This window comes from Cytobacillus sp. FSL R7-0696 (assembly GCF_038006865.1).
In the GTDB taxonomy this organism is placed as follows: Bacteria; Bacillota; Bacilli; order Bacillales; family Cytobacillaceae; genus Cytobacillus; species Cytobacillus kochii.
This window is the reverse complement of the sequence record NZ_JBBOWA010000001.1, coordinates 1,408,363-1,430,129: the sequence shown is the minus strand read 5'-3', so window position 1 is coordinate 1,430,129 and position 21,767 is coordinate 1,408,363. Positions and strand designations below refer to the sequence as shown.

22 protein-coding genes are annotated in these 21,767 nt (G+C 35.6%); 19 read left to right on the top strand and 3 right to left on the bottom strand.

Features of this window, described 5'->3' with window-relative positions:
- Positions 1-249 precede the first annotated feature (249 nt).
- The gene (locus tag MKX29_RS07505; RefSeq protein ID WP_251163454.1) at positions 250-702 is read left to right on the top strand and encodes a helix-turn-helix domain-containing protein; all 453 of its coding nucleotides are present in this window, start codon (positions 250-252) and stop codon (positions 700-702) included.
- Between the two features lie 123 nt (positions 703-825).
- Here MKX29_RS07505 and MKX29_RS07500 read toward each other — a convergent pair whose 3' ends face one another.
- A complete protein-coding gene (locus tag MKX29_RS07500; protein WP_251163433.1) occupies positions 826-1,188 on the bottom strand; it encodes a winged helix-turn-helix transcriptional regulator in 363 nt (120 codons plus the stop codon).
- 201 nt (positions 1,189-1,389) lie between these two features.
- Between MKX29_RS07500 and MKX29_RS07495 the strand changes: the two genes are divergently transcribed.
- From MKX29_RS07495 to MKX29_RS07460, 8 genes are all read left to right on the top strand, one after another.
- On the top strand, positions 1,390-2,601 hold the full coding sequence (locus MKX29_RS07495; protein WP_251163432.1) for an MFS transporter: 1,212 nt from the start codon (positions 1,390-1,392) through the stop codon (positions 2,599-2,601).
- Positions 2,601-3,443, top strand: coding sequence for an aldo/keto reductase (locus MKX29_RS07490; protein ID WP_251163453.1), 843 nt, complete (start codon positions 2,601-2,603; stop codon positions 3,441-3,443). Before MKX29_RS07495 ends, MKX29_RS07490 begins: the two co-directional genes overlap by 1 nt.
- A 235-nt stretch (positions 3,444-3,678) precedes the next feature.
- Entirely contained in the window at positions 3,679-4,374 is a 696-nt protein-coding gene (locus MKX29_RS07485; RefSeq protein WP_251163431.1) for a response regulator transcription factor, read from the top strand.
- A gap of 3 nt (positions 4,375-4,377) precedes the next feature.
- A complete protein-coding gene (locus MKX29_RS07480; RefSeq protein WP_251163430.1) occupies positions 4,378-5,313 on the top strand; it encodes a sensor histidine kinase in 936 nt (311 codons plus the stop codon).
- Positions 5,314-5,449: 136 nt separating this feature from the next.
- Positions 5,450-6,373 (top strand): ABC transporter ATP-binding protein, encoded by a 924-nt coding sequence (locus MKX29_RS07475; RefSeq protein ID WP_224938917.1) that lies wholly within the window; start codon positions 5,450-5,452, stop codon positions 6,371-6,373.
- Positions 6,366-7,049, top strand: coding sequence for an ABC transporter permease (locus MKX29_RS07470; protein ID WP_251163429.1), 684 nt, complete (start codon positions 6,366-6,368; stop codon positions 7,047-7,049). The genes MKX29_RS07475 and MKX29_RS07470 overlap by 8 nt, the downstream gene beginning before the upstream one ends.
- Before the next feature lie 165 nt (positions 7,050-7,214).
- Positions 7,215-7,775: a dihydrofolate reductase family protein gene (locus MKX29_RS07465; protein WP_251163428.1), complete on the top strand. Its 561-nt coding sequence runs from the start codon at positions 7,215-7,217 to the stop codon at positions 7,773-7,775.
- 190 nt (positions 7,776-7,965) lie between these two features.
- The gene (locus tag MKX29_RS07460; RefSeq protein ID WP_341104920.1) at positions 7,966-8,454 is read left to right on the top strand and encodes a GNAT family N-acetyltransferase; all 489 of its coding nucleotides are present in this window, start codon (positions 7,966-7,968) and stop codon (positions 8,452-8,454) included.
- A gap of 228 nt (positions 8,455-8,682) precedes the next feature.
- Here MKX29_RS07460 and MKX29_RS07455 read toward each other — a convergent pair whose 3' ends face one another.
- Positions 8,683-9,543 carry a LysR family transcriptional regulator gene (locus MKX29_RS07455; protein ID WP_224938921.1) on the bottom strand — a complete coding sequence of 287 codons (861 nt, stop codon included), beginning with the start codon at positions 9,541-9,543 and terminating at the stop codon, positions 8,683-8,685.
- Positions 9,544-9,753: 210 nt separating this feature from the next.
- Here MKX29_RS07455 and MKX29_RS07450 point away from each other — a divergent pair, with 210 nt between their 5' ends.
- The 7 genes from MKX29_RS07450 to MKX29_RS07420 all read left to right on the top strand — a co-directional run bounded on the left by MKX29_RS07450 (position 9,754) and on the right by MKX29_RS07420 (position 16,899).
- Complete coding sequence (locus MKX29_RS07450) at positions 9,754-10,776, top strand: AbrB family transcriptional regulator (protein ID WP_341104918.1); 1,023 nt, start codon at positions 9,754-9,756, stop codon at positions 10,774-10,776.
- Between the two features lie 98 nt (positions 10,777-10,874).
- The gene (gene tcuA, locus MKX29_RS07445; RefSeq protein ID WP_341104914.1) at positions 10,875-12,359 is read left to right on the top strand and encodes an FAD-dependent tricarballylate dehydrogenase TcuA; all 1,485 of its coding nucleotides are present in this window, start codon (positions 10,875-10,877) and stop codon (positions 12,357-12,359) included.
- Positions 12,360-13,101: 742 nt separating this feature from the next.
- Positions 13,102-13,623 (top strand): hypothetical protein, encoded by a 522-nt coding sequence (locus MKX29_RS07440; RefSeq protein ID WP_341104912.1) that lies wholly within the window; start codon positions 13,102-13,104, stop codon positions 13,621-13,623.
- Between the two features lie 68 nt (positions 13,624-13,691).
- Entirely contained in the window at positions 13,692-14,750 is a 1,059-nt protein-coding gene (locus MKX29_RS07435; RefSeq protein WP_281203187.1) for a hypothetical protein, read from the top strand.
- Between the two features lie 471 nt (positions 14,751-15,221).
- Positions 15,222-15,434 (top strand): hypothetical protein, encoded by a 213-nt coding sequence (locus tag MKX29_RS07430; RefSeq protein ID WP_341104909.1) that lies wholly within the window; start codon positions 15,222-15,224, stop codon positions 15,432-15,434.
- 108 nt (positions 15,435-15,542) lie between these two features.
- Positions 15,543-16,049 carry an RNA polymerase sigma factor gene (locus tag MKX29_RS07425; RefSeq protein WP_289432603.1) on the top strand — a complete coding sequence of 169 codons (507 nt, stop codon included), beginning with the start codon at positions 15,543-15,545 and terminating at the stop codon, positions 16,047-16,049.
- Positions 16,036-16,899, top strand: a complete 864-nt coding sequence (locus MKX29_RS07420) for an anti sigma factor C-terminal domain-containing protein (RefSeq protein WP_281203185.1) — start codon at positions 16,036-16,038, stop codon at positions 16,897-16,899. The genes MKX29_RS07425 and MKX29_RS07420 overlap by 14 nt, the downstream gene beginning before the upstream one ends.
- Before the next feature lie 332 nt (positions 16,900-17,231).
- Here the strand turns inward: MKX29_RS07420 and MKX29_RS07415 are convergent, their stop codons facing one another.
- On the bottom strand, positions 17,232-17,831 hold the full coding sequence (locus MKX29_RS07415) for a TetR/AcrR family transcriptional regulator (RefSeq protein ID WP_224938924.1): 600 nt from the start codon (positions 17,829-17,831) through the stop codon (positions 17,232-17,234).
- Positions 17,832-18,122: 291 nt separating this feature from the next.
- On the opposite strand from MKX29_RS07415, the gene MKX29_RS07410 reads away from it, so the two are divergent.
- The 3 genes from MKX29_RS07410 (at position 18,123) to MKX29_RS07400 (ending at position 21,756) form a co-directional block, all read left to right on the top strand.
- Positions 18,123-19,004: an ABC transporter ATP-binding protein gene (locus MKX29_RS07410; protein WP_224938925.1), complete on the top strand. Its 882-nt coding sequence runs from the start codon at positions 18,123-18,125 to the stop codon at positions 19,002-19,004.
- Between the two features lie 18 nt (positions 19,005-19,022).
- Positions 19,023-20,636, top strand: coding sequence for an ABC transporter permease (locus MKX29_RS07405; RefSeq protein ID WP_341104902.1), 1,614 nt, complete (start codon positions 19,023-19,025; stop codon positions 20,634-20,636).
- Between the two features lie 247 nt (positions 20,637-20,883).
- Positions 20,884-21,756, top strand: a complete 873-nt coding sequence (locus MKX29_RS07400) for an AraC family transcriptional regulator (RefSeq protein ID WP_224938927.1) — start codon at positions 20,884-20,886, stop codon at positions 21,754-21,756.
- The last annotated feature ends 11 nt before the right edge of the window (positions 21,757-21,767 follow it).

Here is a 21,767-nt window from a genome sequence, read left to right as displayed (position 1 = left end):
TAGTGGTATAAGGGAATGGCCGTTTTCTTATACTGGAAATTCCCCCACGGGTATCTTCAAATAGAAAACAGCATAATAAGTATAAATGACAATGGGAAATATAGGTAAAGTGATAGCTGATATAATATAACATGGTAAAATAATTACTCATTTTATCCCGCAACTATTCGTTTACATCGTTGCAACGACACGGTTCTTTACGTTTAGTTAGAGATGCAAATATACTGGAGTTGTTAGGAGATGAAGAAAATGGATTTCCCCCAAAAATTAAAAGAACAACGTTTGAAACATGAAATGTCTCAACAACAGCTCGGTGAATTACTTAAAATTAGTAGACAATCAGTATCAAAATGGGAACGTGGAGAAGGATATCCCAGCATTGAATCTCTCATTCAACTAAGTGAAATTTTTGATATTACCATTGATGAATTATTAAAAGGAGATGATCATTTGAAGGAGAGCATTATTGAAGATGGAAAGCAATTAGCGTATCCCAAGTTAAAGTTGTTTTTTGATCTTCTTCTGCTTGTTGGCTTATTTTTAGTTGTTATCAAAATTCTTATCGTAGTGGGTAATAAATTTTTTGACTTTAATATAACGTTTTTCCAAGGTTCGATTCTTTATGCGTTTCTTCCATTCACTGCTTCAATCATTGGAGCGATTGGGAGTGAAACGTTGGCAAAAAAATATAAAACGGAGTAAGAAAATTTATTTATAAAGAGAGGGAGAAGCTTCAGAGGGTATGCCATTGAAGCTTCTCTGTTATGTTTGGAGTTTAGCCATTACCTTTATGAAAAGCTGTTTTGAGCCCATTTATTACTTAACCTATTCGTTCAATATACTTTCTTCTAATACCGAGAATTTATCCCCATATAGCTTGGTCAAATGGTTCTCTCCCCAGGTACATAACGAATTTAAGATTTCTTCTAAGCTTTGTCCGTATTCGCTGAGTTCGTATTCTACTTTTGGTGGAACTTGATTGTACACGATACGATTGATGACACCATCCTCTTCAAGCTCGCGTAGCTGTTGGGTAAGCATTTTTTGTGTAATGTTAGGCATGAGACGCTTTAATTCGCTTGTTCGCTTTTTGCCATGTGTGAGATGACAAAGGATTACACATTTCCACTTTCCTCCGATGACTTCTAAAGTTGCTTCGACAGAAATATTGTATTTCTTCTTCTGCATTCTTGTTTCCCTCCTTAGGAACTAAAAAGTACCTATATTACTTTCTGGTTTCTATATCACCTTAAAGTGCGTACTTCTCTTTGTGTTCTATATGTATCATAATAACATTTGCCGGCAGATTGAAACGATACTTTCCTTTAAAATTATTATGTTCGAAAAGGAAATTTTCCATTTATATAAAAGAAAAAAGGTGAAGAATATATGAATCTAAGCAGAAAGCAAAGTACAATGGCCTTGCTTACTTTGGCAGTAAGTGCCTTTGCAATCGGGACGACTGAATTTATCAGTGTTGGTTTATTACCCCTTATTGCAAATGATTTAAGTATTCCGGTAACCACTGCAGGGTTAACGGTTTCTCTATATGCCTTAGGGGTAACATTTGGTGCCCCTGTTTTGACATCTTTGACATCGAGAATGTCCCGCAAGACTTTATTACTTTGGATTATGATTGTTTTTATAATCGGGAATACGGTTGCTGCCTTTTCAACGACTATAGGGTTATTACTCGTTGCACGTGTGATCTCAGCATTTTCCCATGGGGTCTTCATGTCAATCGGATCGACAATCGCTGCTGATTTAGTTCCAGAAAATCGAAGAGCGAGTGCGATTTCCATTATGTTTACGGGTCTGACGGTCGCTACTGTTACAGGTGTTCCGTTTGGCACCTTTATCGGTCAACAATTAGGGTGGAGAGCAGCGTTTATGACGATTGTCATTATTGGTGTTATTGCTTTAATTGCTAATAGTATTCTCGTTCCATCACATTTACGAAAAGGGGTCAAAACATCCTCTCGTGATCAACTGAAACTTGTGAAAAATGGCCGGTTATTGCTCTTATTTATCATTACAGCACTAGGTTATGGTGGAACCTTCGTCGTGTTTACCTTCTTATCGCCATTGCTTCAAGATATCACTGGATTTGAAGAAGGAACTGTAGCAATCATTTTATTGGTTTATGGCATAGCGATTGCAATTGGGAATATGGTTGGCGGGAAGTTATCGAATCAAAATCCTATCCGCGCATTGTTCTATATGTTTATTGTACAGGCGGTTGTGTTATTTACTTTGATGTTTACAGCACCTTTTAAAGTGGCTGGATTGATAACGATTTTTCTAATGGGGTTATTAGCATTTATGAATGTGCCGGGTTTACAAGTCTATGTGGTGATGTTGGCAGAGCGCTTTGTTCCGAGTGCAGTGGATGTCGCATCTGCCATCAATATTGCAGCATTTAATGCTGGTATTGCCATTGGCTCTTATTTAGGTGGTATGATTACGGATTCGATTGGACTGATTCATACATCTTGGATTGGAGCGCTTATGGTTTTAGTGGCAGCCGTTTTAACGGGGTTTAGCAGAGCTTTGGAACGAAAAGATCAAGAAAATAATATCACTTTGGAGGTTGAAAGATGATGGTCAAACATTTACAAGATACTACTACTTTGCATAACGGTGTGAAAATGCCTTGGTTTGGATTAGGTGTTTTTAAAGTGGAAGAAGGTCCTGAATTAGTAAACGCAGTAAAGTCAGCGATTAACCATGGATACCGCAGCGTGGATACAGCAGCAATTTATGAGAATGAAGTAGGTGTAGGTGAAGGTATCCGAGAAGGTATAAGAGATGCAGGGATTTCTAGAGAAGAGCTATTTGTCACTTCTAAAGTTTGGAATGCTGATTTAGGATATGAATCAACAATCGCTGCTTATGAAGCAAGCATAGAGAAGCTTGGTTTAGCGTATTTAGATTTATATTTGATCCATTGGCCGGTTGAAGGGAAATATAAGGATGCTTGGAGAGCTTTAGAAACGCTTTATAAAGAAGGTCGTGTAAAAGCCATTGGAGTGAGTAACTTTCAAACTCATCATCTGGAAGAACTAATGAAGGATGCTGAAATTAAACCGATGGTTAATCAAGTAGAATGCCATCCGAGGATATCTCAAAAAGAGTTACAAGTATTTTGTCAAGACAATGGGATTCAGCTGGAAGCATGGTCACCATTAATGCAAGGACAATTGCTAGATAATAAAGTGTTACAGGAGATCGCGAACAAGCATCATAAGTCAGTTGCGCAAATTATTTTGCGTTGGGATTTACAGAATGGGATTGTCACCATTCCAAAATCAACAAAAGAGCATCGAATTGTAGAAAATGCAAATGTGTTTGATTTTGAATTAACGAGAGAAGAGATGCAAATCATTGATGGATTAAATCAGAATCTTCGTGTAGGGCCAGACCCAGACAATTTTGATTTTTAATAAAGAACTTGTAGTGTAGGGATGCATACTTTCCCTACACTTTTTCATGTGTCCTGCATGAGAGAGGTAATCAGCTTTTATCTCGAATTAGTCTGACGAATGAAAATCAGCAGTCTTTTTTTATAGCATCAGTTATATATTATAGAAGGAATTATGCCCCCTTTATAGAAATAAAGGGAGAGTTAAAGGTGATTGATTCATTGCATGGTTAGTACAAAGGATTGGATGTGGAAGTATGCAAAAGCGTATTCTTCTTGTGGAAGACGACAGGGAGATTAGTGAATTGATAACAGATATTTTGAGGCAGGAGAGTTTCGAGGTATTTACCGCATTTGATGGGGAGGAAGCTTTATCCCTTTTCCATAAGGAGGACTTTGACTTAATCTTGTTGGATTTAATGCTTCCGCAGTTAAGTGGTATGGCTGTTTTAAAACGCATCAGAGAAAAGAGTTTAATGCCTGTATTGATTATTTCAGCGAAGAATAGTGACTTAGACAAGGCGTTAGGATTAGGCTTTGGTGCCGATGATTATATAAGCAAACCGATTTCAATGATCGAACTAACAGCGAGGGTCCATGCGGCTATTCGTAGGGCAACGCAATATCGTCCTTCGGGGACTCCAGCTATATCTCATAACATTCATTTTAAGGAACTATCCCTCGATTTACATACCTTTTCTGTACAAATGAAAGATAAGGTTGTGCAGCTTACTTCTAAGGAATTCCATATTTTAAAGCTGTTTATGACCCATCAAAATCGAGTGTTTACAAAGGAACAAATATATCATTTTATTTGGGAAGATGATTATTATGGCAATGAAAATGTAATCAATGTGCATATAAGAAGGCTACGAGAAAAAATAGAAGAGGATCCGTCTCATCCAAAGTATATTCGAACCATTTGGGGAATCGGATATAAATTAGGTGAATAGTCTATGATGGTTACTTTAATTGTTATCATGGCCATTTTAATTGTAATGAATGGATGGCAATATTATTCTCATAAAAAAACAAAGCAACATATAAATGAAATCAGTGATAAGTTAACAAATATCATGGAACAACAGACAGCTGAAAAAGTGTTACTCCAAACAGATCAGGAGGCCATTCAACTTTTACTTATTCAAATCAACCGAATGCTTGATAACAATCAAAAAATATTTGCCGATTACGCCAAAACAAAAGATAGTTTAAGAAAAATGATAGCCAACATGTCACATGATTTGAAAACACCCCTAACGGTTATTTTAGGTTATGTAGAAAAAATAAAGCTGGATAAAACGATGGCTAAGGACGAAAAAGAAATCGTCATTTTACGCCTGCACGAAAAAGTAATGGGTCTCGTTTCTTTACTTAATCAATCCTTTGATCTTGTTAAACTAGAATCCGATGATTATCTCATGCCGTTGAGTAAGGTTTCACTTAATGAGATATGTAGAAAGAATGTATTAGAGTTTTACGATTTGCTTGTATCAAAAGGTTTTCAGGTAGAGATAGACATTCCAGAGCGGAATTTTTACATTCTTGGTAATGAAGAGGCAATTAATCGGTTGCTGAGTAATCTTATCTCGAATGCGATTCGATATGGAAATGATGGGGGCGTTTTAGGTCTCACCCTTCGAGGAGATGGGGAAACCATTGCCGTAGAGGTTTGGGATAAGGGGAAAGGAATTGCAGAGGTACACCAGGATCGGGTGTTTGAACGACTATATACATTAGATGATGCTAGAAACCCTCAATTTCAAGGCAGTGGATTAGGTTTAAGTATTTCGAAACGCTTAACAGAAGCAATGAATGGCACGCTGCACGTGAATAGCCAACCATTTGAGAAGACGACTTTTACTTGCAGGTTTAAACAAATGACATATTAAGACTTCGCGAAAAGGGGTGTTCTGTTGGAACGGCTCTTTTTTTATTCAAACGTAAGAAACATGTAAGAAATGAGAAAGAAAAAAGATACTTTCTTTGCTTAAGCTATAAGTAACAATCATAAAGGAGGTTAAGACAATGGATTACGTTGTGCAAACCAATGGCTTAACGAAAAAGGTCAAAGATAAGGTGCTTGTATCTAATGTAAATCTTCATATTAAAAAAGGAGAAATATACGGATTTCTCGGACAAAATGGGGCTGGGAAAACGACGATCATGAAAATGCTCACGGGATTAATTCATCCTTCTTCAGGAGAGATTGCGTTATTTGGTGAAAGGCTTACAGAAAATAAGAAGTCTGGGTTGAAGCGTGTGGGTAGTATTATTGAATATCCGCTCTTTTATGAGCATTTAACAGCGAGAGAGAATCTACAGCTTCACTGTGAATATTTAGGATTTTATGATCAAAAAGCCATTACGCAAGCTTTAGATATGGTTCATTTAAAAGGAATTGAAGGGAAAAAAGTGAAGGATTTTTCCCTTGGGATGAAGCAGAGATTGGGGATTGGCAGAGCCATCATAACAAAGCCGGAACTGATTGTTCTCGATGAACCGACCAATGGTCTTGATCCCATTGGTATAAAAGATATGAGAGATTTAATTCGCATGTTAAATAAAGAATATGGCATGACTTTTCTCCTTTCTAGTCATATTTTAGGGGAAATGGAACAGGTTGTTGATAGAATCGGTGTGATTAGGGATGGTCAATTAGTGAATGAAGTCACTTTGGCTGATATTAGGAAGCAGCAAACGGAATACATTGAGATTGTGACATCGAATGTAGAAAAATCAGTGTATTTACTAGAGTACGAACTCCGTATTTCTAATATGAAGATTGTAGAAGACAATAGAATTCGCATATATGATTTAACCTTGTCCCCAAGCGAGATTTCTAAGGCGTTAATTCTTCATCAGATTGATATAGAAGAGATACAAAAACATACAAGTACACTGGAAGATTATTTCTATCAAATTATCCATGGAGGTGAACAGCATGTTTAAATTAATGGAGCTGGAGTGGAGGAAACTAAAGCAAAAAATGGTGATGGGTGAGATTATTATTTATGCGGGTATTCTTATGTTTATGCCGATTTTCTTTATTAAAATGGTAAGCGCTGATTTCGGGCAAAGTTATGCGACAATTATTCAACTGATTTTGGCCATACAAATGGGTTGGGTCCTATTTGGGGCTTCTCTTATTAATCAGGTGGTTATAGATGAGTATAAGAACAAAACGTTCTCTCTTTCATTTGGCTATCCAATTAGTCGGAAAAAGTTAATTATCGCAAAAGTGCTCTTTATCTCACTCGTTGTTTTTCTCTGTACACTCGTATCCTTTCTGTTGTCAGGTATCGTCACGTATCTTCTTGATCATCTGTTATATATCATTAATGGGCAACCAACCGTTGCAGATATTACTTCATTTGCTAGTAAGATGATCATTCATTCTTTTTTCATTACACTGATTAGTTTCATTCCCCTCTTTTTCTTTGGGATTTGGAAAAGAGCAACGATACCAACCGTCATTTGTGCCATGTTCCTCATGCAATTTCAAAACTTTTCTTCCCTTCTTAATATAAATCTCAATTCTGATCTTGTGAATGCAGGTCTATGTCTTTTGGGAGCGGTTAGTGTGTTTCTTTCAATTAAGATGGTTGATAGAGTGGGGGATGTTTAGTACTAAGTTGATATTAGAGAGGGGATGGGAGATACAGGTTTTAAGTACCATGGATTCATTTCTTAAGAAACTAAAAATCAATTCTTATGAAGGTAAACGTAGCCCTAATTTTGCATAGCCATAAAAGAGTACGATATAGCTTGTATAAAAAAGGAGGACAAAGGAATGGCAGAATTGATTTATCATGTGGCAATTACGGCAGACGGATATATTGCAGATCCAAACGATATAGCAGATGACAGCATTTTTCTTTATGAAGGCGACCATGGTCCGGATTTTTTAGCTGATATTAAAGGATACGGTATTGCTTTAATGGGCGGGAAGACATACGAAGTCGGATTAAAAGATGGAGTGAAGCCAGGTGAACCATGGCCTCTTGCAAAGTTTGCCAATCCCGACCTTAAGCACTATGTTTTCTCGAGTAAAATGGAGATGGAGTCAAATGAGGAAGTGAAGTTTGTAAAAGAAAATACAATTGAGTTTGTCAAACATTTAAAAAAGACAGCGAATGAGAGAATTTGGCTTTGTGGCGGTGGTGAACTTGCTCATTCACTGCTTTACCATGAATTAATTGACACTCTTATACTTAAAGTGAATCCCGTCATGATAGGAAAAGGTATTTCACTTTTTGGTTCGAGCAAAAAACAAATCCAACTAGAACTAATTGACCTTAAAAAATATAATAATGGGGTTTTATTGCCTAAATACAGAATTATATACAAGTAAAGTAGTTTTTTGTGTACCCACGTATTTTTCATTACAAACACCATTAAAAGAATACCAAGCAAAACAACTTAATAGAGCTTACTACAATAAGATGTAGCAAGGCTCTTACATTTTTATATAAATGAAATAACCTTTATATAATTAATGTGAATGGAGATGTTAGATAGATTAAAAAGGAGGAGCTTATATAATGCCTGTGGCGCTTAGAGAAGTATTAAAATCAGAAAAGAATATTTTAAAAAACCTTTACTCCCTGTACCTTCATGACCTTACAAGATACACATCAACACTGGATATTGGGCCAGACGGTATCTTTGAATACGAGGGGGTTGATCAGTTTTGGGAAGTAGATGGGCTATCCCCATATTTCATCTTAATAGAAGAGCGTATTATAGGGTTTATCCTCTTATTAGAGCGTCCGTTTCTAAGAAAAGAGTATGATTTTGCAGTGAATGATATTTTCTTGCTTAATAAATACAGAGGGAAAGGAAATAGTACGCAGGCTATGAAAGATATATTTCATAAGAAACAAGGAAAGTATTACGTCATTGAACTGATTGAAAATAGAACTGCAGTATCTTTTTGGAGAAAAATATATAAAAATTTCAATATTCCATACGAAGAAAAGCAAGATATAATTGACGATGAACTATGCTTGATTCAAACATTTAAAGTATAAATCTTAAAGTACAACATTTTGAATGCGAAAGATCAAACCATACAGCAGACGATAGCATTTTTCTTTAGGAAGGCGACTACGATCCTGAATTTTTATCTGACGTTAAAGAATGTGAATTCAGGGCAAAAGTAAATCAGTTTTTTAGTGGTCAAAAAAAGATTTTAATAGTATATATCAGTCGCTTTAAAGACGAGCCAAACGCTAACGCTTGGCTCCCTCCTCAGCTATTTACACATTATAATGACTCTTTAAAAAATCTATAAACAATTTAACATGACGTAAGTTTTCGACGAATGGGTTATAGAAAAGACTGGTTTCTCGGTAATAGATGTCTTCTCCAAACTCATTCAGTGAAATGGTATATAATTCTTCTCCTTCAATACTCATGCCGGGTAGTACGGCAATACCAACGTTATACTTTACCATTTCCTTGCAAGTTGCGGCTTGATCTGTTTCGATGCTAGGATGGATTGGTTGTTGAAAGTTGGTGCGCCACCATTTATCAATCAAGAGACTTAAGGGTGGATCGGTTTTATATGTGATAAATGGGAGGTGAGGAATATCTTCTTTTTGAAACGGATTTTTTGATACGACAAATAATTCCTCATTACATAGTGTATATTTCTGGGCATTCAGTGAGTAATTACCACGTATGATGGCTAAGTGAATATCTTCTGCATTGAGTGCTTCTTTCATCTCGCTGCTCCACCCTGTTTTCAGTTGTATGTGTATATTAGGGTAAAGTTCTTTAAAAGCGTTCAATATTTTGGGGAGATGGTATAGCGAGAACAAACCAGAAGCGCCGATTGCAATGGTTCCCCTTATTTCTACAGCTAGATTAGCTAATTGATCTACGAGTAATCTTTCGTTATGTAAGGTTTGTTCTGCATGTTCATAAAGAATTCTTCCCTCATCTGTAAAGTCAACTCCTTTTGACCCTCTTACAATCAACTCTATTTCATATTTCTTTTCGAGCTGTTTAATACGGTAGGTGAGAGCAGGTTGCGATGTATATAAATTATTAGCAGTGTGTGTAATATTCTTCGTCTTGTACAAATCAATTAATAGGTGGCAATCATTAAGGTTCATAGCAATTTCCTTCCGCATTGATATAAAAATTTTTTATCGGTGTCGCTGAAATTAATTTATTTTATTCATTGGAATATATCATATATTCTGTAAAAGGAAAAATAAATTTGAATCTGGGGAGTTTTTTCTTTGTTTTTTTACGGCTATTGTTTTTGATATAGTAGGCGTAATTACTGGAGGTATGAGTGTTTAATCTTAGGAGGGGATTTAATGCGCGCAATTCTTCCTATTGCCACAGTGGTGATTGTAGCCATTGCTGGTGTAGGTATCTTTCAATTACTCTCCTTTCCTATGCCATGGATGTTAGGTTCGTTATTTGGCGTATTGCTCACACAACTGATATGGAAAATACCTATGAAGTGGCCCGTTATGATGCGAAATATTGGGCTACTTATAGTAGGGACAGCAATTGGTCAACTTTTTACTTTTCATATATTAGTCTCGATGAAAGACACTTTACTTTTTATGCTCATGCTCAATATTTCTTTGAGTGTATGTTGCTTTGGATTAGCCTATCTCTTAAAAATATGGGCGCATATACCATTTGCGACAGCAATAACAGCTAGTATTCCCGGTGGGTTATCTCAATTAGTTATTTTTGCAGAGGAACAAGAGAATATTAACGTAGCTATAGTAACGTTTTTTCATGTCATTCGTGTTCTGTTTGTTGTTGGGCTTATTCCGATTGTTGTTTCCCTAACTGGAGAGGCGTCGGAATCAGTCATACAAAGTTCAAATAATGTTCTGCATAATATCGGTCTAATCCTATTGGGACTTCTGTTTTTGCCGATTGGGAAAAAATTAAGATTGCCGGTGCCACATTTTTTAACGCCTGTCCTTATGGGCTTACTATTAAGTCTATTTAAAGTAGATTTAGCCCCAATGGATAGTCACCTGTTGCATATAGCACAGCTTTGTATTGGTGCGTACATTGGATTACTTTTACATCCGAAATCTTTACGATTACCCGTTCGCATATTAATTGGAGGGGTTAGTAGTGCAATATTACTGTTAATCATCACCTTTATAATTGCAGAGGGAATGGTTTTATTATTTGACATGGATTTTGCCACCAGCTATTTAAGTACAGCTCCAGGTGGAATGGATCAAATGGGACTCATCGCTACCGCATTACAAGCAGATGCTACACAGGTAACGATTTTTCAATTATTCCGCATGCTATTCATTTATGTCGTTATTCTACCTGTATTAAAGTGGAAGATATTCAAGTGATAAAAAATTTTTATGGATATGTTTAAAAATTATGTATTTTATTTATTTCTAATCATTTCTTATAGTTAATCTATCAACAAATAAAGGGGATATGTTTGATGGCTAAATATGACGTAGTAATTGTTGGGGCGGGAAATGCGGCCTTATGTGCCGCGATATCTGCAAAAGAGCAAGGGAGTTCGGTACTTGTATTAGAGAAAGGACCAATTGAAAAACGTGGTGGTAATTCATTCTTTACTGACGGCGCCATTCGTGTAGCTTATCAAAACTTAGATGCCATTACGAAAGTGATTGATTTAGATCAGGACACGATTAATAAAATTGATATGCCCGAATACAGCACAGAAGATTTCTATAATGATATTATGAGAGTTTCAAAAAATCAAAGTAAACCTGAGTTGATTCGTCAATTAGTTGATCAATCCTTACCAACGATTGAGTGGATGAAAACACAAGGTGTCGTATTTGAGTTGAACTATGCGAACCAATCTTTTGAAAAAGAAGGAAAGGTTCATTTCTGGGGCGGTTTACCAGTTAAAACCGTTGATAAAGGGATTGGCTTAATGCGCAGTTTATTTCAACGTTGTGAAGAGTTGGGAATTGACGTTTGGTATGAAAGTGCAGCCACGTACATTGTCACAGAAAATGAGACAGTGGTGGCGATTGAAGTGCAAACAAAAGAGCAACTGCAAACGATTCAATGTGAAAGTGTTGTTTTAGCATGTGGAAGTATAGAAGCGGACAAAAAGAAGCGTGCGGAAGCGTTAGGAATGGAGTGGAACGAAGCAATCGTTAGAGGGACTGAGTTTAACACGGGTGATGGCATTGATATGGCGGTATCAATCGGTGCGCAAACGTTTGGTCAAAGGAATGGTTGTCATGCCATTGGAACAGATGCCAATGCACCAAGAGTAGGCGATTTCCAAAAACCAGGTGATATTTTCAAAAAGCATTCTTACCCATATAGCGTGATGGTCAATGTGGAAGGCAAACGTTTTGTAGACGAGGGAGCTGATTTTCGTAACTACACCTATGCAAAATATGGTAAAGAAATATTAAAGCAACCGAAAAATATAGCCTACCAAATTTATGATGCTAAAGTTCGCCCAATCTTACGTGCGGAGTATGATTTAGAAGAAGCGACCGTCATTGAAGCAGCTACACTTGAAGTGCTTGCAGATCAATTAGATATAAATAAAGAACAGTTCCTACAAACCATTTCTGACTATAATGCAGCGGTTCAAGAAGGTGAATTCAATCCTTCAGAAAAGGACGGTAAATCGACAAAAGGCATTACCCCAGCCAAATCTAACTGGGCACAAACCATAAGTGAAGGCCCATTCTATGCCTATCCTGTGACATGCGGAATTACTTTCTCATTTTGGGGATTAGCGACAACAATCGAAGGGGAAGTAGTCAATCAAGTAAATGAACCAATCGAAGGCTTATATGCTGCTGGAGAAATGATTGGTGGTATCTTCTATGAGAATTATCCCGGGGGCTCAGGCTTGATGTCCGGCGCGGTCTTTGGCAAATTAGCTGGTGCAGCGGCTTCACGCCATGCACAAAAAGTTAATAATTGATTCTATCTTTCAGGCGACTCCCATCTTCAAAAGGTGGGAGTCGTCTGATTAATTATGGATAGAGATGATTGGATAGTAGATTGCTAATTTAGTAAGGATTACGCTTGGTATTCTAATACATAAAAGGAAGAAGACATTACCACGCCGTTCTTATTTTAATAAAATCGACTTGACTTCATAGATAGAATGAAAATCAATTTCTCTTGATCAGTAAGTTTTCCCCAGCGTGCTTTTTTAATTTGTACATGCCTAATTTTATATATAATGTCAATAACTCCGCTAAATCTCCTTGAAGCTGTTCCAGTTTGACAAATTCTCTTCTTGTGTCAGTAAATGGGGGAGGTTAGCGAGGGATTTATACAGGATTTTATTCATTCTTTAAAAAGAACAAATCGTGCTATCACTGTTTGTATTGGCATAATTCATGGCCACAAAAAGAACAAACGAAAAGCCAGATACCACAAGGGTTCGGTCTTTTCGTAACTGTCGAGACGTTATGTCTAATAAAATGTATGAAAGGTGTATATTTGTTTGTAAAGTTGTTCCTTATTGAATATAACTAGAAATGAACATTTTATAATTACAAATTCATACAAAGTAGGTTTGTTGTTTAGAAATAATAATTTCCTTAATTTATTTAAATAACTTAAATATTGTATATTAATGAAAAATATGTTAATTATTTTATGTTAACAATTTATGTAATTTTAGCTATATAATTTAAAAACAAAGGAGTCTTAAAATGAAAAGTAAAGCATTGACTATAGGATTGGCTAGCGTATTTTCTTTATCTATATTTACTAACGGTGGACAAGCATCTGCTCAATCAATGGATGAACAACTAACTGAAAATCATACGGTTAATTGGGAAGAAATTTGGTCTAATGTAGGCGATTATAGTGAGGAAGTAGAATTCGGAAATGTATCTCCACATGAAGGTGGTATTGAACTTTTATCTATGGGTTCATTAGCTACTGGTTCTACTGCTGTTTCATTATCTGGTAGTACGGTTAAAAGTACTGGTAAATCCAAAGGTAGAATCTTAACTACTGTAACTTCTGCTACAACTAGTTTAAGAGATATTGCTAAAGGATATACTTCACAAGGAGGTAAAAGGATGGCAGTAGGAACGTTTACTGCAAATTCTACAACTACACTTGGTAATTCAAAAGGTAAATCTCCATTTACTGGTGTAACTGTACATACAGCTACAGATAATGGGAAACTATACTCTTCTCAAACTGGTAATACTAAATCATACTAATCTTTAAATGTAAAAAGGTCGAAACGTTAATATTAATGTTTTGACCTTTTTTAAGGAGTATTTAATCTATGAAAAAAATATTATATATATCATTAATTTTTCTTTTATTCGGTTGTGCCAACGATGAATCTAAACAAGTTTTCGGAGAAGAAGGTGTTTTGGAATTGAAACAAAATGATAATGAAGATGTAAATGTTACAAAAGAGATGGAACACTTAGAGCAATCTTCTAATGTTGCTGATACTTCAGCACCCTTTACCCAAGTTAAAGCATTTGTACCACAAAAAGAAAACAGTAGGTATTTAAATGTTAAAGATGAACAAGTCTTATATCTAACCCCATCTGATTCTTCAAGTGTTTCTGGGAGTTTGATATTTGAGAACAATACAAAAAACCCTATGGAAATACAATCCTTATTCTTTCAAGGTAATAAAGTCGCTAAAATAAAATTATCAAGCGAAGATGATTATTATAATGCCATTAAATACAAAGTTGCTCCGTTTTCTTCTGTAAATATCGATATAGATTTAAAAATAAATAATAACGGTGAAAACGAACTAACCTTTTTTCCTTTTGATTTAACGACTAGTAGTGATTTCTATAATGGTGCGAACAATGCAATTTCTCGCTTTTATCTAGAATTAGATAAAAACCAAGTGAAGACAACCTCCTTTGAAAACCATACTTTTGAACTGAATCAAGAAGAGATTATGGAAATTGAAAACATCTTTCCAATACCTTATTGGGTTAATGCAGATAAACAAAATATAGAAGAAAAATTTGTAGATGATAAACTTTATATGAAAGAAAAAATTAATGGCTTAAAATTACTTCCAATACCGTATGAAACAGAAGTAGATATTCTGTTAATTGACGAGTTTGGTAACAATACTGCTATAAAAGAAAAAGTAAAGGTTACTAAAAATAAAGAAACCTACATTTCAATAGAAGATGGTATTATAAATGATATTTATGACAATGAGCATAGACAGTTTTTCCTGATTATGAATAATCGGGGCGAAGAATTAATAACAGACTTAGAAGCATTAGATAAAGATAAAAAGGTTTTTACAACTACATATAACTCTATTATTGAATTTCAAAAGAAAATTGAGGAAGATAAATAAAACGTGCAGCCGTGTACGCCGCACGTTTTTCTATCCAAATTTATAATGGACAGTTTTCTCACCAGTGATTTCTTCAAATGTATCAGCATTCATGGTGAAAACTTCAGATTGTGTTATTCCCATCGTTGATGAACAGCATCAAGAATGAAAAGGAGGACTTAGTTCAAGTCCTCCTTTGAGTATGTACAATTAAGACACCTTATTTAGTAGTTATGTAGTCTTTAAATTCTTCTTGAAGAAGTTGAATTGCAGCAGTACTTAATACGATCTTGCCATTACCTCCTTAATTCAATTGGTATTACAACTCTTCCCAACTCGTCTACATTTCTTACAATTCCTGTACTTTTCAAAATGGATTCACCTCGTATATTTTTTAGATAAATAGGTAGTCATTATAAGAACATTAATAGTATTATCTGGGTATGTTAATTATGTCTTTATTTAACATAAATATACAAAAAGGCAATTCAAATGAAAGTAGTGATAATGATAATTACAATGACAATGACAAAGTTTAATACCGAAGGAAGTATGGGTATAAAACGACATAGCTTTTTCATTAGCGATTATGAATTTAAGAATAATCTTGATTGGTATATAGGAATTAAAGCACTTGAATGGATACAAAAACAAAAAAAATTGCCTAATACGGAGGGAGAAAAACAGATATTATTAAGTAACTAGCACATAAAATGTTTGTCTTCAAACTATTTAAGTTCATAAATTATATTTTTGGAAATTTTGATAACATTACAATTATCTATTACGTCTTATAAGCATAGGAGGAGGGATATGGGAGAATCGTTTAATATTGAAGCCTTGAATAGGGAATTAAATATTGTTTTTAAATATTTATTAAAAAAAGGTGTGCCCTGCATAGATGCTCAGGATGCTGTGCAAGAAACGGCGATTAAGTATATCAAATTATCTGATACGATTCGTGCATCAAAGGTACGAAGCTGGTTGATTCGAGTGGCATTGAATTACTATTATGATCAGTGTCGAAAGAATAAAAAATACCAATTTACTTTAGATAAACATAGTGATGAGCCTGAAGCTATGGAAACCCCCGAGTCGCTAGTTATAGCAAAAGAACGTTCGAGGGAAATGTCTAGCATGCTCAATCAGTTAAAGCCATTTTATGCAGAGATTCTACTATTAAAGTATCAGTCTGACCTCTCATATGATGAGATAGCTAACCTTTTAGGGATAAGCATTGGCGCCGTGAAGATTAATTTATTCCGCGCTAGAAAAAAATTATTGAAATGTTTGGAGGAGACACGCCATGACGAATCATAAAAAGGGTGAGGTAGATTTTATAAGTGATTCACTATTCCGGCATTCTATAAAAAAGGCAAGATGGAAACAATTCGGCTTATATTTTTTAATTTCTACGATTTCCGTTCTTATTTTAATCTTCTTAGTTTTTAGTGGTGTTCAATATCTTATCAATAAAAAAATAGATAGTGGATTTGATGATAATTTGAATAGGTTGTCGAAAGGGGCTGGCGTTATAAGTAACCATACTAGCTTCCATTATAATCTTTTTAGCGCGCTTGGCGAGACGGTTTATTATAAGGAAATTGGAGGAAGGCAATTTGTTTGGGATAAAGAAACAAAAGAATACCCTGCGATTGGTGAAATCACTACTGTAAGTCGTTTAAGTGGCTTAACGGAAATGAACAAGGTAAATGAAGAAACTAAGAGGGTGGTGCGCTATAACCAAATGAATAATGAGCGCATAACCGATTTTTATTATCCTCAAATCAAATATAGTTATTTGCCCCAGGAAATTGATATAGCTGTAGGACTAGATAAGAATACATTAATAGAAGTAGCGATATCATTTGATGAACCGATAACGACTAAGGAATTGGGTGAAATTATGGGTGCGGAAAATATCGACTGGTTGTGGGTCAATAAGTACACACCGAAACAAATAGAGGGGGAATCTGATTCACATCATGTTTTAAATGCTGATAACGCTTATGGTTATAGCGTATCAGAAGACGACTCTTATTATAAAAATGAATCAGAAACGCTGATTAGTGGAGCCGTGATAAGCGGCACACCAGAGGAATTAGAAAGGTTTAGAGAGATAAGTATCATTAGGGCTTCTGTTTTAGGGGTTACGATTGATAAATATTAGAGAAGAGCGTGGGATTTGTTATGTTATATCTAAAGTTAGGGAGAAATCACTGAAAATAAGCACGGTGACGCTGATAGTAGTCTAGAACGATTAGCAGCGTCATGATGGTTGTTGTGTACGTCTTTCTGAGTGCTATTGTTGAAATGGGTTTAACGTCGTGTCCAACTGTACTTAAATGGTTTTCACACTTTACACAAAGTATGATTTATCCAATTCAATATGTTCGTATTTTATTTTTTCGGAACTTAAGTATAAATGATTCGATTGAATACCCCATCTTCTTCAATGTCCGTCTAGCTGTTGGGTAAGCACTTTTATGTTTATGCTTGTCCCTAATTACTCTCTTTTGGTGCTATTCCCTTAATGAGCATCTCTGTCCATTCTTCTGTATAAGGCAGGAGTTTTTCATATATATGTGAATGGGAAATTCCTTCTACAATCGCTTGGAAATATAACAATAGAAATTCATCTGAGTATTTTAAGTCAACTTTTCCTTCCTTACGGCCACGGTGGAATAAGTCTAACATGACATTATAATTTTCCTGTGTATATTTTTGCATTAACACAGTCGAACCATCTTCATCCTTTTGGGTTAGATATTCCATCATTTTTAAATAGAATGAGTGGTTAATTTTATTTAAAAAGCTGATTTTATTTTGACTCAAGGCAATTAATGTTTCATCAAACGGTTTATTTTTATCCATAATTTCATTCGCCATTGTTACCATGTTTTCTAAATAGTACTTAAAAACTTCGTGTATGAGGTTTTCTTTATTACTAAAATATTTAAATAAGGTGGCTTTAGAAACGTTGGCATGCTTAGCGATATTCTCCATTGTTATATTTCCATCCGCATATTTATTCATAAGCTCAAAAGCTACTTCTAATATTTTCTTCTTCTTCTCTTCTGTTCTCTTTTCAAAACCATTCAATTGCATGACCCACTTTCTATAAAACGTCTTCCTGAAAATATTTCCAATCGAGAATATAATCTTTTCTATATTATATATATGTAATTATGGACTAGCAAATTAGAAAAAGTATTTATTTTATTGATTAAACCAAATTATATAGGTAATATTGAACTTAATATTGTTATATAGTTTAAAATATAGTGTTAAATGAATGAAAATGAACTATAATTAAACTAATTGTTTAGAATTGTTTTCTTTGATGGAAATCCAGTTAAAAATGTAATTATGAAGAGAAGGAGTGTCAAAACTATGACAGAGGTTGTGAATTTACAAGGATTGCAGAAAAAGTTTGGTAAATTTCAAGCGTTAAAAGATGTGACCTTCTCTATTGAGACTGGAGAGGTTGTTGGTTTTATTGGACCCAATGGTGCTGGTAAATCAACAACGATCCGTACTTTGTTGGGAATTATTAAACGTGATGCGGGGCAAGCCAAGATTTTTGGTAAAGATGTTTGGCAAGACAGCTTGGAAATCCATAAACGCATTTCATATGTTCCTGGTGATGTCGCACTTTGGGGAAGTCTGACGGGTGGAGAAATCATTGACTTGTTCTTGAAATTACATGGTGGCGGAGATAAGGAAAAGCGAGATGAGCTCATTAAACGCTTTGAATTAGATCCGAAGAAAAAAGCAAAAAGTTATTCTAAAGGAAATCGGCAAAAGGTTGGTTTAATCGCTGCATTGTCTGTTGATTCCGATTTGTATATTTTTGATGAACCTACTTCTGGATTGGATCCTTTGATGGAAGCTGTTTTTCAGGAAGAAGTAGAGAAAATAAAAGCTTCAGGTAAGTCTATCTTGTTGTCTTCCCATATTTTAAGTGAGGTAGAACGATTGGCAGATAGGGTTGTTATCATTCGTCAGGGAGAAATTGTAGAGTCTGGTAGATTGGATGATTTAAGGCACTTAACGCGTTCTACGATAACATTATCAACAGTGGGTGATGTGGCAAAAATGGAACTCATTGAAGGCGTACATGACTTCACTCACAATGATAATGAAGCTACATTTTCAGCTGATAATAAATATATAAATGACATCTTACTAGAAGCGACGAAATTAGGGGTTAAAAAGTTTGAAGCTGTCCCGCCGACACTTGAAGATATATTTATGCGTCACTACGAGGGGTAATAGGAGGTGTAATAACTAATGAAAGAAAGGTTTGCACGTTGGGATATATTGTTTGTACAGTATCTGAAACGTGATTGGAAAAAAATAATTCTTTGGATATTGGGTATGGGCCTATTTTCTGGAGGCTTCGTTTCTTCATTTGAAGAAATAGCAAAAGGGCAAGGTTTGATAGGCATGTTTGAAACGTTGCAAAATCCGGCTATGATAGCTATGGTTGGTCCTACGCCAGTTGAGATAGCAGCCGAGTATACATTAGGTGCAATGTATGCACATGAGATGTTGTTGTTTTGTGGTTTATTTGCAATGATTATAGCTGTTATACATGTGGTAGGCCATACACGAAAGGAAGAAGACCTTGGATTGACTGAGCTTATTCGCTCATTTCAAATAGGTCGTCAATCAAACTCATTTGCTGTGATGGTAGAAATAGTTGTTATTCAAATGTTATTGACCATTTTTATTAGCGCCATACTGATGAGTTTTGGAGCAGATACAATTACGCTAGAAGGGGCTTTTTTATTTGGAGCATCTGTTGGAATGGCGGGTGTGATTGGTGGAGTAATCGGCCTTGTCATGGCTCAAATTATGCCGACTTCTTCGAGTGCAACAGGTTCAGCTCTAGGGATAATTGGCTTACTTTACATCATTCGTGCAGGAACAGATGTGTCCAATGTGGATTTATCCCAGTTCAATCCGCTAAGTTGGACCTATTTAACCTTTCCGTTTACAGATAATAACTGGATGCCATTTGCATTTGTTTGTATTTTTTCTGTAGTTATGTTAGTTATCGCTTTTACTCTTGAAGGCGGTCGAGATTTGGGTTCAGGTTATTTACCTGAGAGAGAAGGAAGGGAAAGGGCGAAAAAATCTTTGCTTTCTGTCCGTGGGTTATTTATTAAGATTAATAATGGTGTCATGATTGGCTGGATGATTGGTTTTGTGGTTATGGGAGCAGCTTATGGTTCGATTTATGGAGATATGCAATCATTCCTTGAGAGCAATGAAATGATGAAGCAAATGTTTGCCCAAACAGGTGTGTCAATCGAAAAATCCTTTACAGGAACAATTATGATGGTGATGATTGCTTTAGTTTCTATATTACCGATTGCCATCGTCAATAAACTTTTTGTTGAGGAAAGTCGTTTGCATTTAAGTCAGCTTTACGCCACGAAAGTTACCCGTGGTCAATTCTATTGGACTACGATCGGATTAGCTATTGTTACTGGATTAATAGGAATCCTTTTTGCTGCAGGGGCACTTGGAGGCACAGCTGTATCTGTAATGGATGACAGTGCCGTATTAGATATGGGTCATTTCCTTGCATCAGGTTATAATTTTCTGCCATCGGTGTTATTCTTTACAGGGCTTGCTGCTTTAGCACTAGGATGGGCACCTAGGCTAGGTAAAGCCGTATATATTTATTTGGGCTATTCGTTTATATTAAATTATTTCGGCAGTATGTTAGACCTGCCAAAGTGGGTTTCAAAAACAGCGGTACAAGGTTGGTTGCCGCAAATGCCAATGGATCATTTTGAAGCGCCGATTTTTATTATAATAACTGTCATTAGTGTGGCTCTAATGTTCATTGGCTTTATTGGCTATAAAAGGCGAGATTTTGTCGAAGGCGCTTAAACGGTATAAAAAATGTATTGTTGTTGGTCTCGAGCAGGGAGACTTACAAGTGAATAGAACCTTTTCTTAATTACCAATATAAGTGTGTACTTTTTACTCAATTAGATATTTAAATCGAAAGATAATGAAAAATCGTGCAAGCTTTCCTGTTTTATTTGAATTTGAATCCGATGATATCCGTATCTTGTTCATCGGGTTTTATTTGTGTGTTAGGGATTAAAATAAACCTATGAAGGGAGAGATAGACTTGCTAAAGAGTATGAATGAAGCCATGGATTATATTGAATTGCATTTGTATGACGAGGTTGAAGAATCGGAATTGGAGCGCATTACAGGTACGTCTGTTTATCATTTTCGCCGAATGTTTTCATTCCTCTCTGGCATGACTTTAGGGGAGTATATTCGCAGTAGAAAATTATCTAATGCTACATTTGATTTGCTGAATGAGGGAATGAGCGTGACTGACGCAGCATTTAAGTGTGGGTATGAATCAGTTGATGGCTTTTCTCGCGCATTTCGAGAATGGTCAGGAATCAAACCATCAGAGGTTAAAAAGAAAAATAACCTTAAAGCATTTCCTAAGCTCTCCTTTCAATTAGTATTGCAAGGAGGAATAAATATGGATTACAGAATCGAGAAAAAAGAAGCCTTTAAGATAGTCGGTGTTCAAAAGAGAGTACCTATTCAATTTAATGGAGAAAATCAAGAAATAATAAAATTAGCAAAAAGCATTACACCAGAACAAAGAAAAGCATTGCATAGCTATGGGGATATGGAACCTTATCAAGTCGTGAACGCTTCATATAATTTGGATGACGGTTGTATGGATGAAAAGGGCAGTCTCGATCATATGATTGGATTCTTGACAAAAAAAGAAGTCACCGCTAATGAATTTACGGTAGTAGATGTGCCAGCTCTTACTTGGGCCATTTTCTCTTCTAAAGGAGCATTTCCAACAGTCATGCAAGAAACTTGGGCGAAATTTGCCTCTGAATGGCTTCCTTCGTCAGATTATGAATTAGTAAATGCGCCCAATATTTCATTTACTGGAGATATGACGGACTTAAATAATGTGTATAGTGAGATTTGGTTTGCGGTGAAAAGGAAAGGTGAAAAATAATAAAGGTAAAA

Excerpts from the sequence above, each read along its gene's own strand:
- MKX29_RS07505 (WP_251163454.1), top strand. The coding sequence starts at position 250 with ATGGATTTCCCCCAAAAATTAAAAGAACAACGTTTGAAACATGAAATG.
- MKX29_RS07500 (WP_251163433.1), bottom strand. The coding sequence starts at position 1,188 with ATGCAGAAGAAGAAATACAATATTTCTGTCGAAGCAACTTTAGAAGTC.
- MKX29_RS07495 (WP_251163432.1), top strand. The coding sequence starts at position 1,390 with ATGAATCTAAGCAGAAAGCAAAGTACAATGGCCTTGCTTACTTTGGCA.
- MKX29_RS07490 (WP_251163453.1), top strand. The coding sequence starts at position 2,601 with ATGGTCAAACATTTACAAGATACTACTACTTTGCATAACGGTGTGAAA.
- MKX29_RS07485 (WP_251163431.1), top strand. The coding sequence starts at position 3,679 with ATGCAAAAGCGTATTCTTCTTGTGGAAGACGACAGGGAGATTAGTGAA.
- MKX29_RS07480 (WP_251163430.1), top strand. The coding sequence starts at position 4,378 with ATGATGGTTACTTTAATTGTTATCATGGCCATTTTAATTGTAATGAAT.
- MKX29_RS07475 (WP_224938917.1), top strand. The coding sequence starts at position 5,450 with ATGGATTACGTTGTGCAAACCAATGGCTTAACGAAAAAGGTCAAAGAT.
- MKX29_RS07470 (WP_251163429.1), top strand. The coding sequence starts at position 6,366 with ATGTTTAAATTAATGGAGCTGGAGTGGAGGAAACTAAAGCAAAAAATG.
- MKX29_RS07465 (WP_251163428.1), top strand. The coding sequence starts at position 7,215 with ATGGCAGAATTGATTTATCATGTGGCAATTACGGCAGACGGATATATT.
- MKX29_RS07460 (WP_341104920.1), top strand. The coding sequence starts at position 7,966 with ATGCCTGTGGCGCTTAGAGAAGTATTAAAATCAGAAAAGAATATTTTA.
- MKX29_RS07455 (WP_224938921.1), bottom strand. The coding sequence starts at position 9,543 with ATGAACCTTAATGATTGCCACCTATTAATTGATTTGTACAAGACGAAG.
- MKX29_RS07450 (WP_341104918.1), top strand. The coding sequence starts at position 9,754 with ATGCGCGCAATTCTTCCTATTGCCACAGTGGTGATTGTAGCCATTGCT.
- tcuA (WP_341104914.1), top strand. The coding sequence starts at position 10,875 with ATGGCTAAATATGACGTAGTAATTGTTGGGGCGGGAAATGCGGCCTTA.
- MKX29_RS07440 (WP_341104912.1), top strand. The coding sequence starts at position 13,102 with ATGAAAAGTAAAGCATTGACTATAGGATTGGCTAGCGTATTTTCTTTA.
- MKX29_RS07435 (WP_281203187.1), top strand. The coding sequence starts at position 13,692 with ATGAAAAAAATATTATATATATCATTAATTTTTCTTTTATTCGGTTGT.
- MKX29_RS07430 (WP_341104909.1), top strand. The coding sequence starts at position 15,222 with ATGAAAGTAGTGATAATGATAATTACAATGACAATGACAAAGTTTAAT.
- MKX29_RS07425 (WP_289432603.1), top strand. The coding sequence starts at position 15,543 with ATGGGAGAATCGTTTAATATTGAAGCCTTGAATAGGGAATTAAATATT.
- MKX29_RS07420 (WP_281203185.1), top strand. The coding sequence starts at position 16,036 with ATGACGAATCATAAAAAGGGTGAGGTAGATTTTATAAGTGATTCACTA.
- MKX29_RS07410 (WP_224938925.1), top strand. The coding sequence starts at position 18,123 with ATGACAGAGGTTGTGAATTTACAAGGATTGCAGAAAAAGTTTGGTAAA.
- MKX29_RS07405 (WP_341104902.1), top strand. The coding sequence starts at position 19,023 with ATGAAAGAAAGGTTTGCACGTTGGGATATATTGTTTGTACAGTATCTG.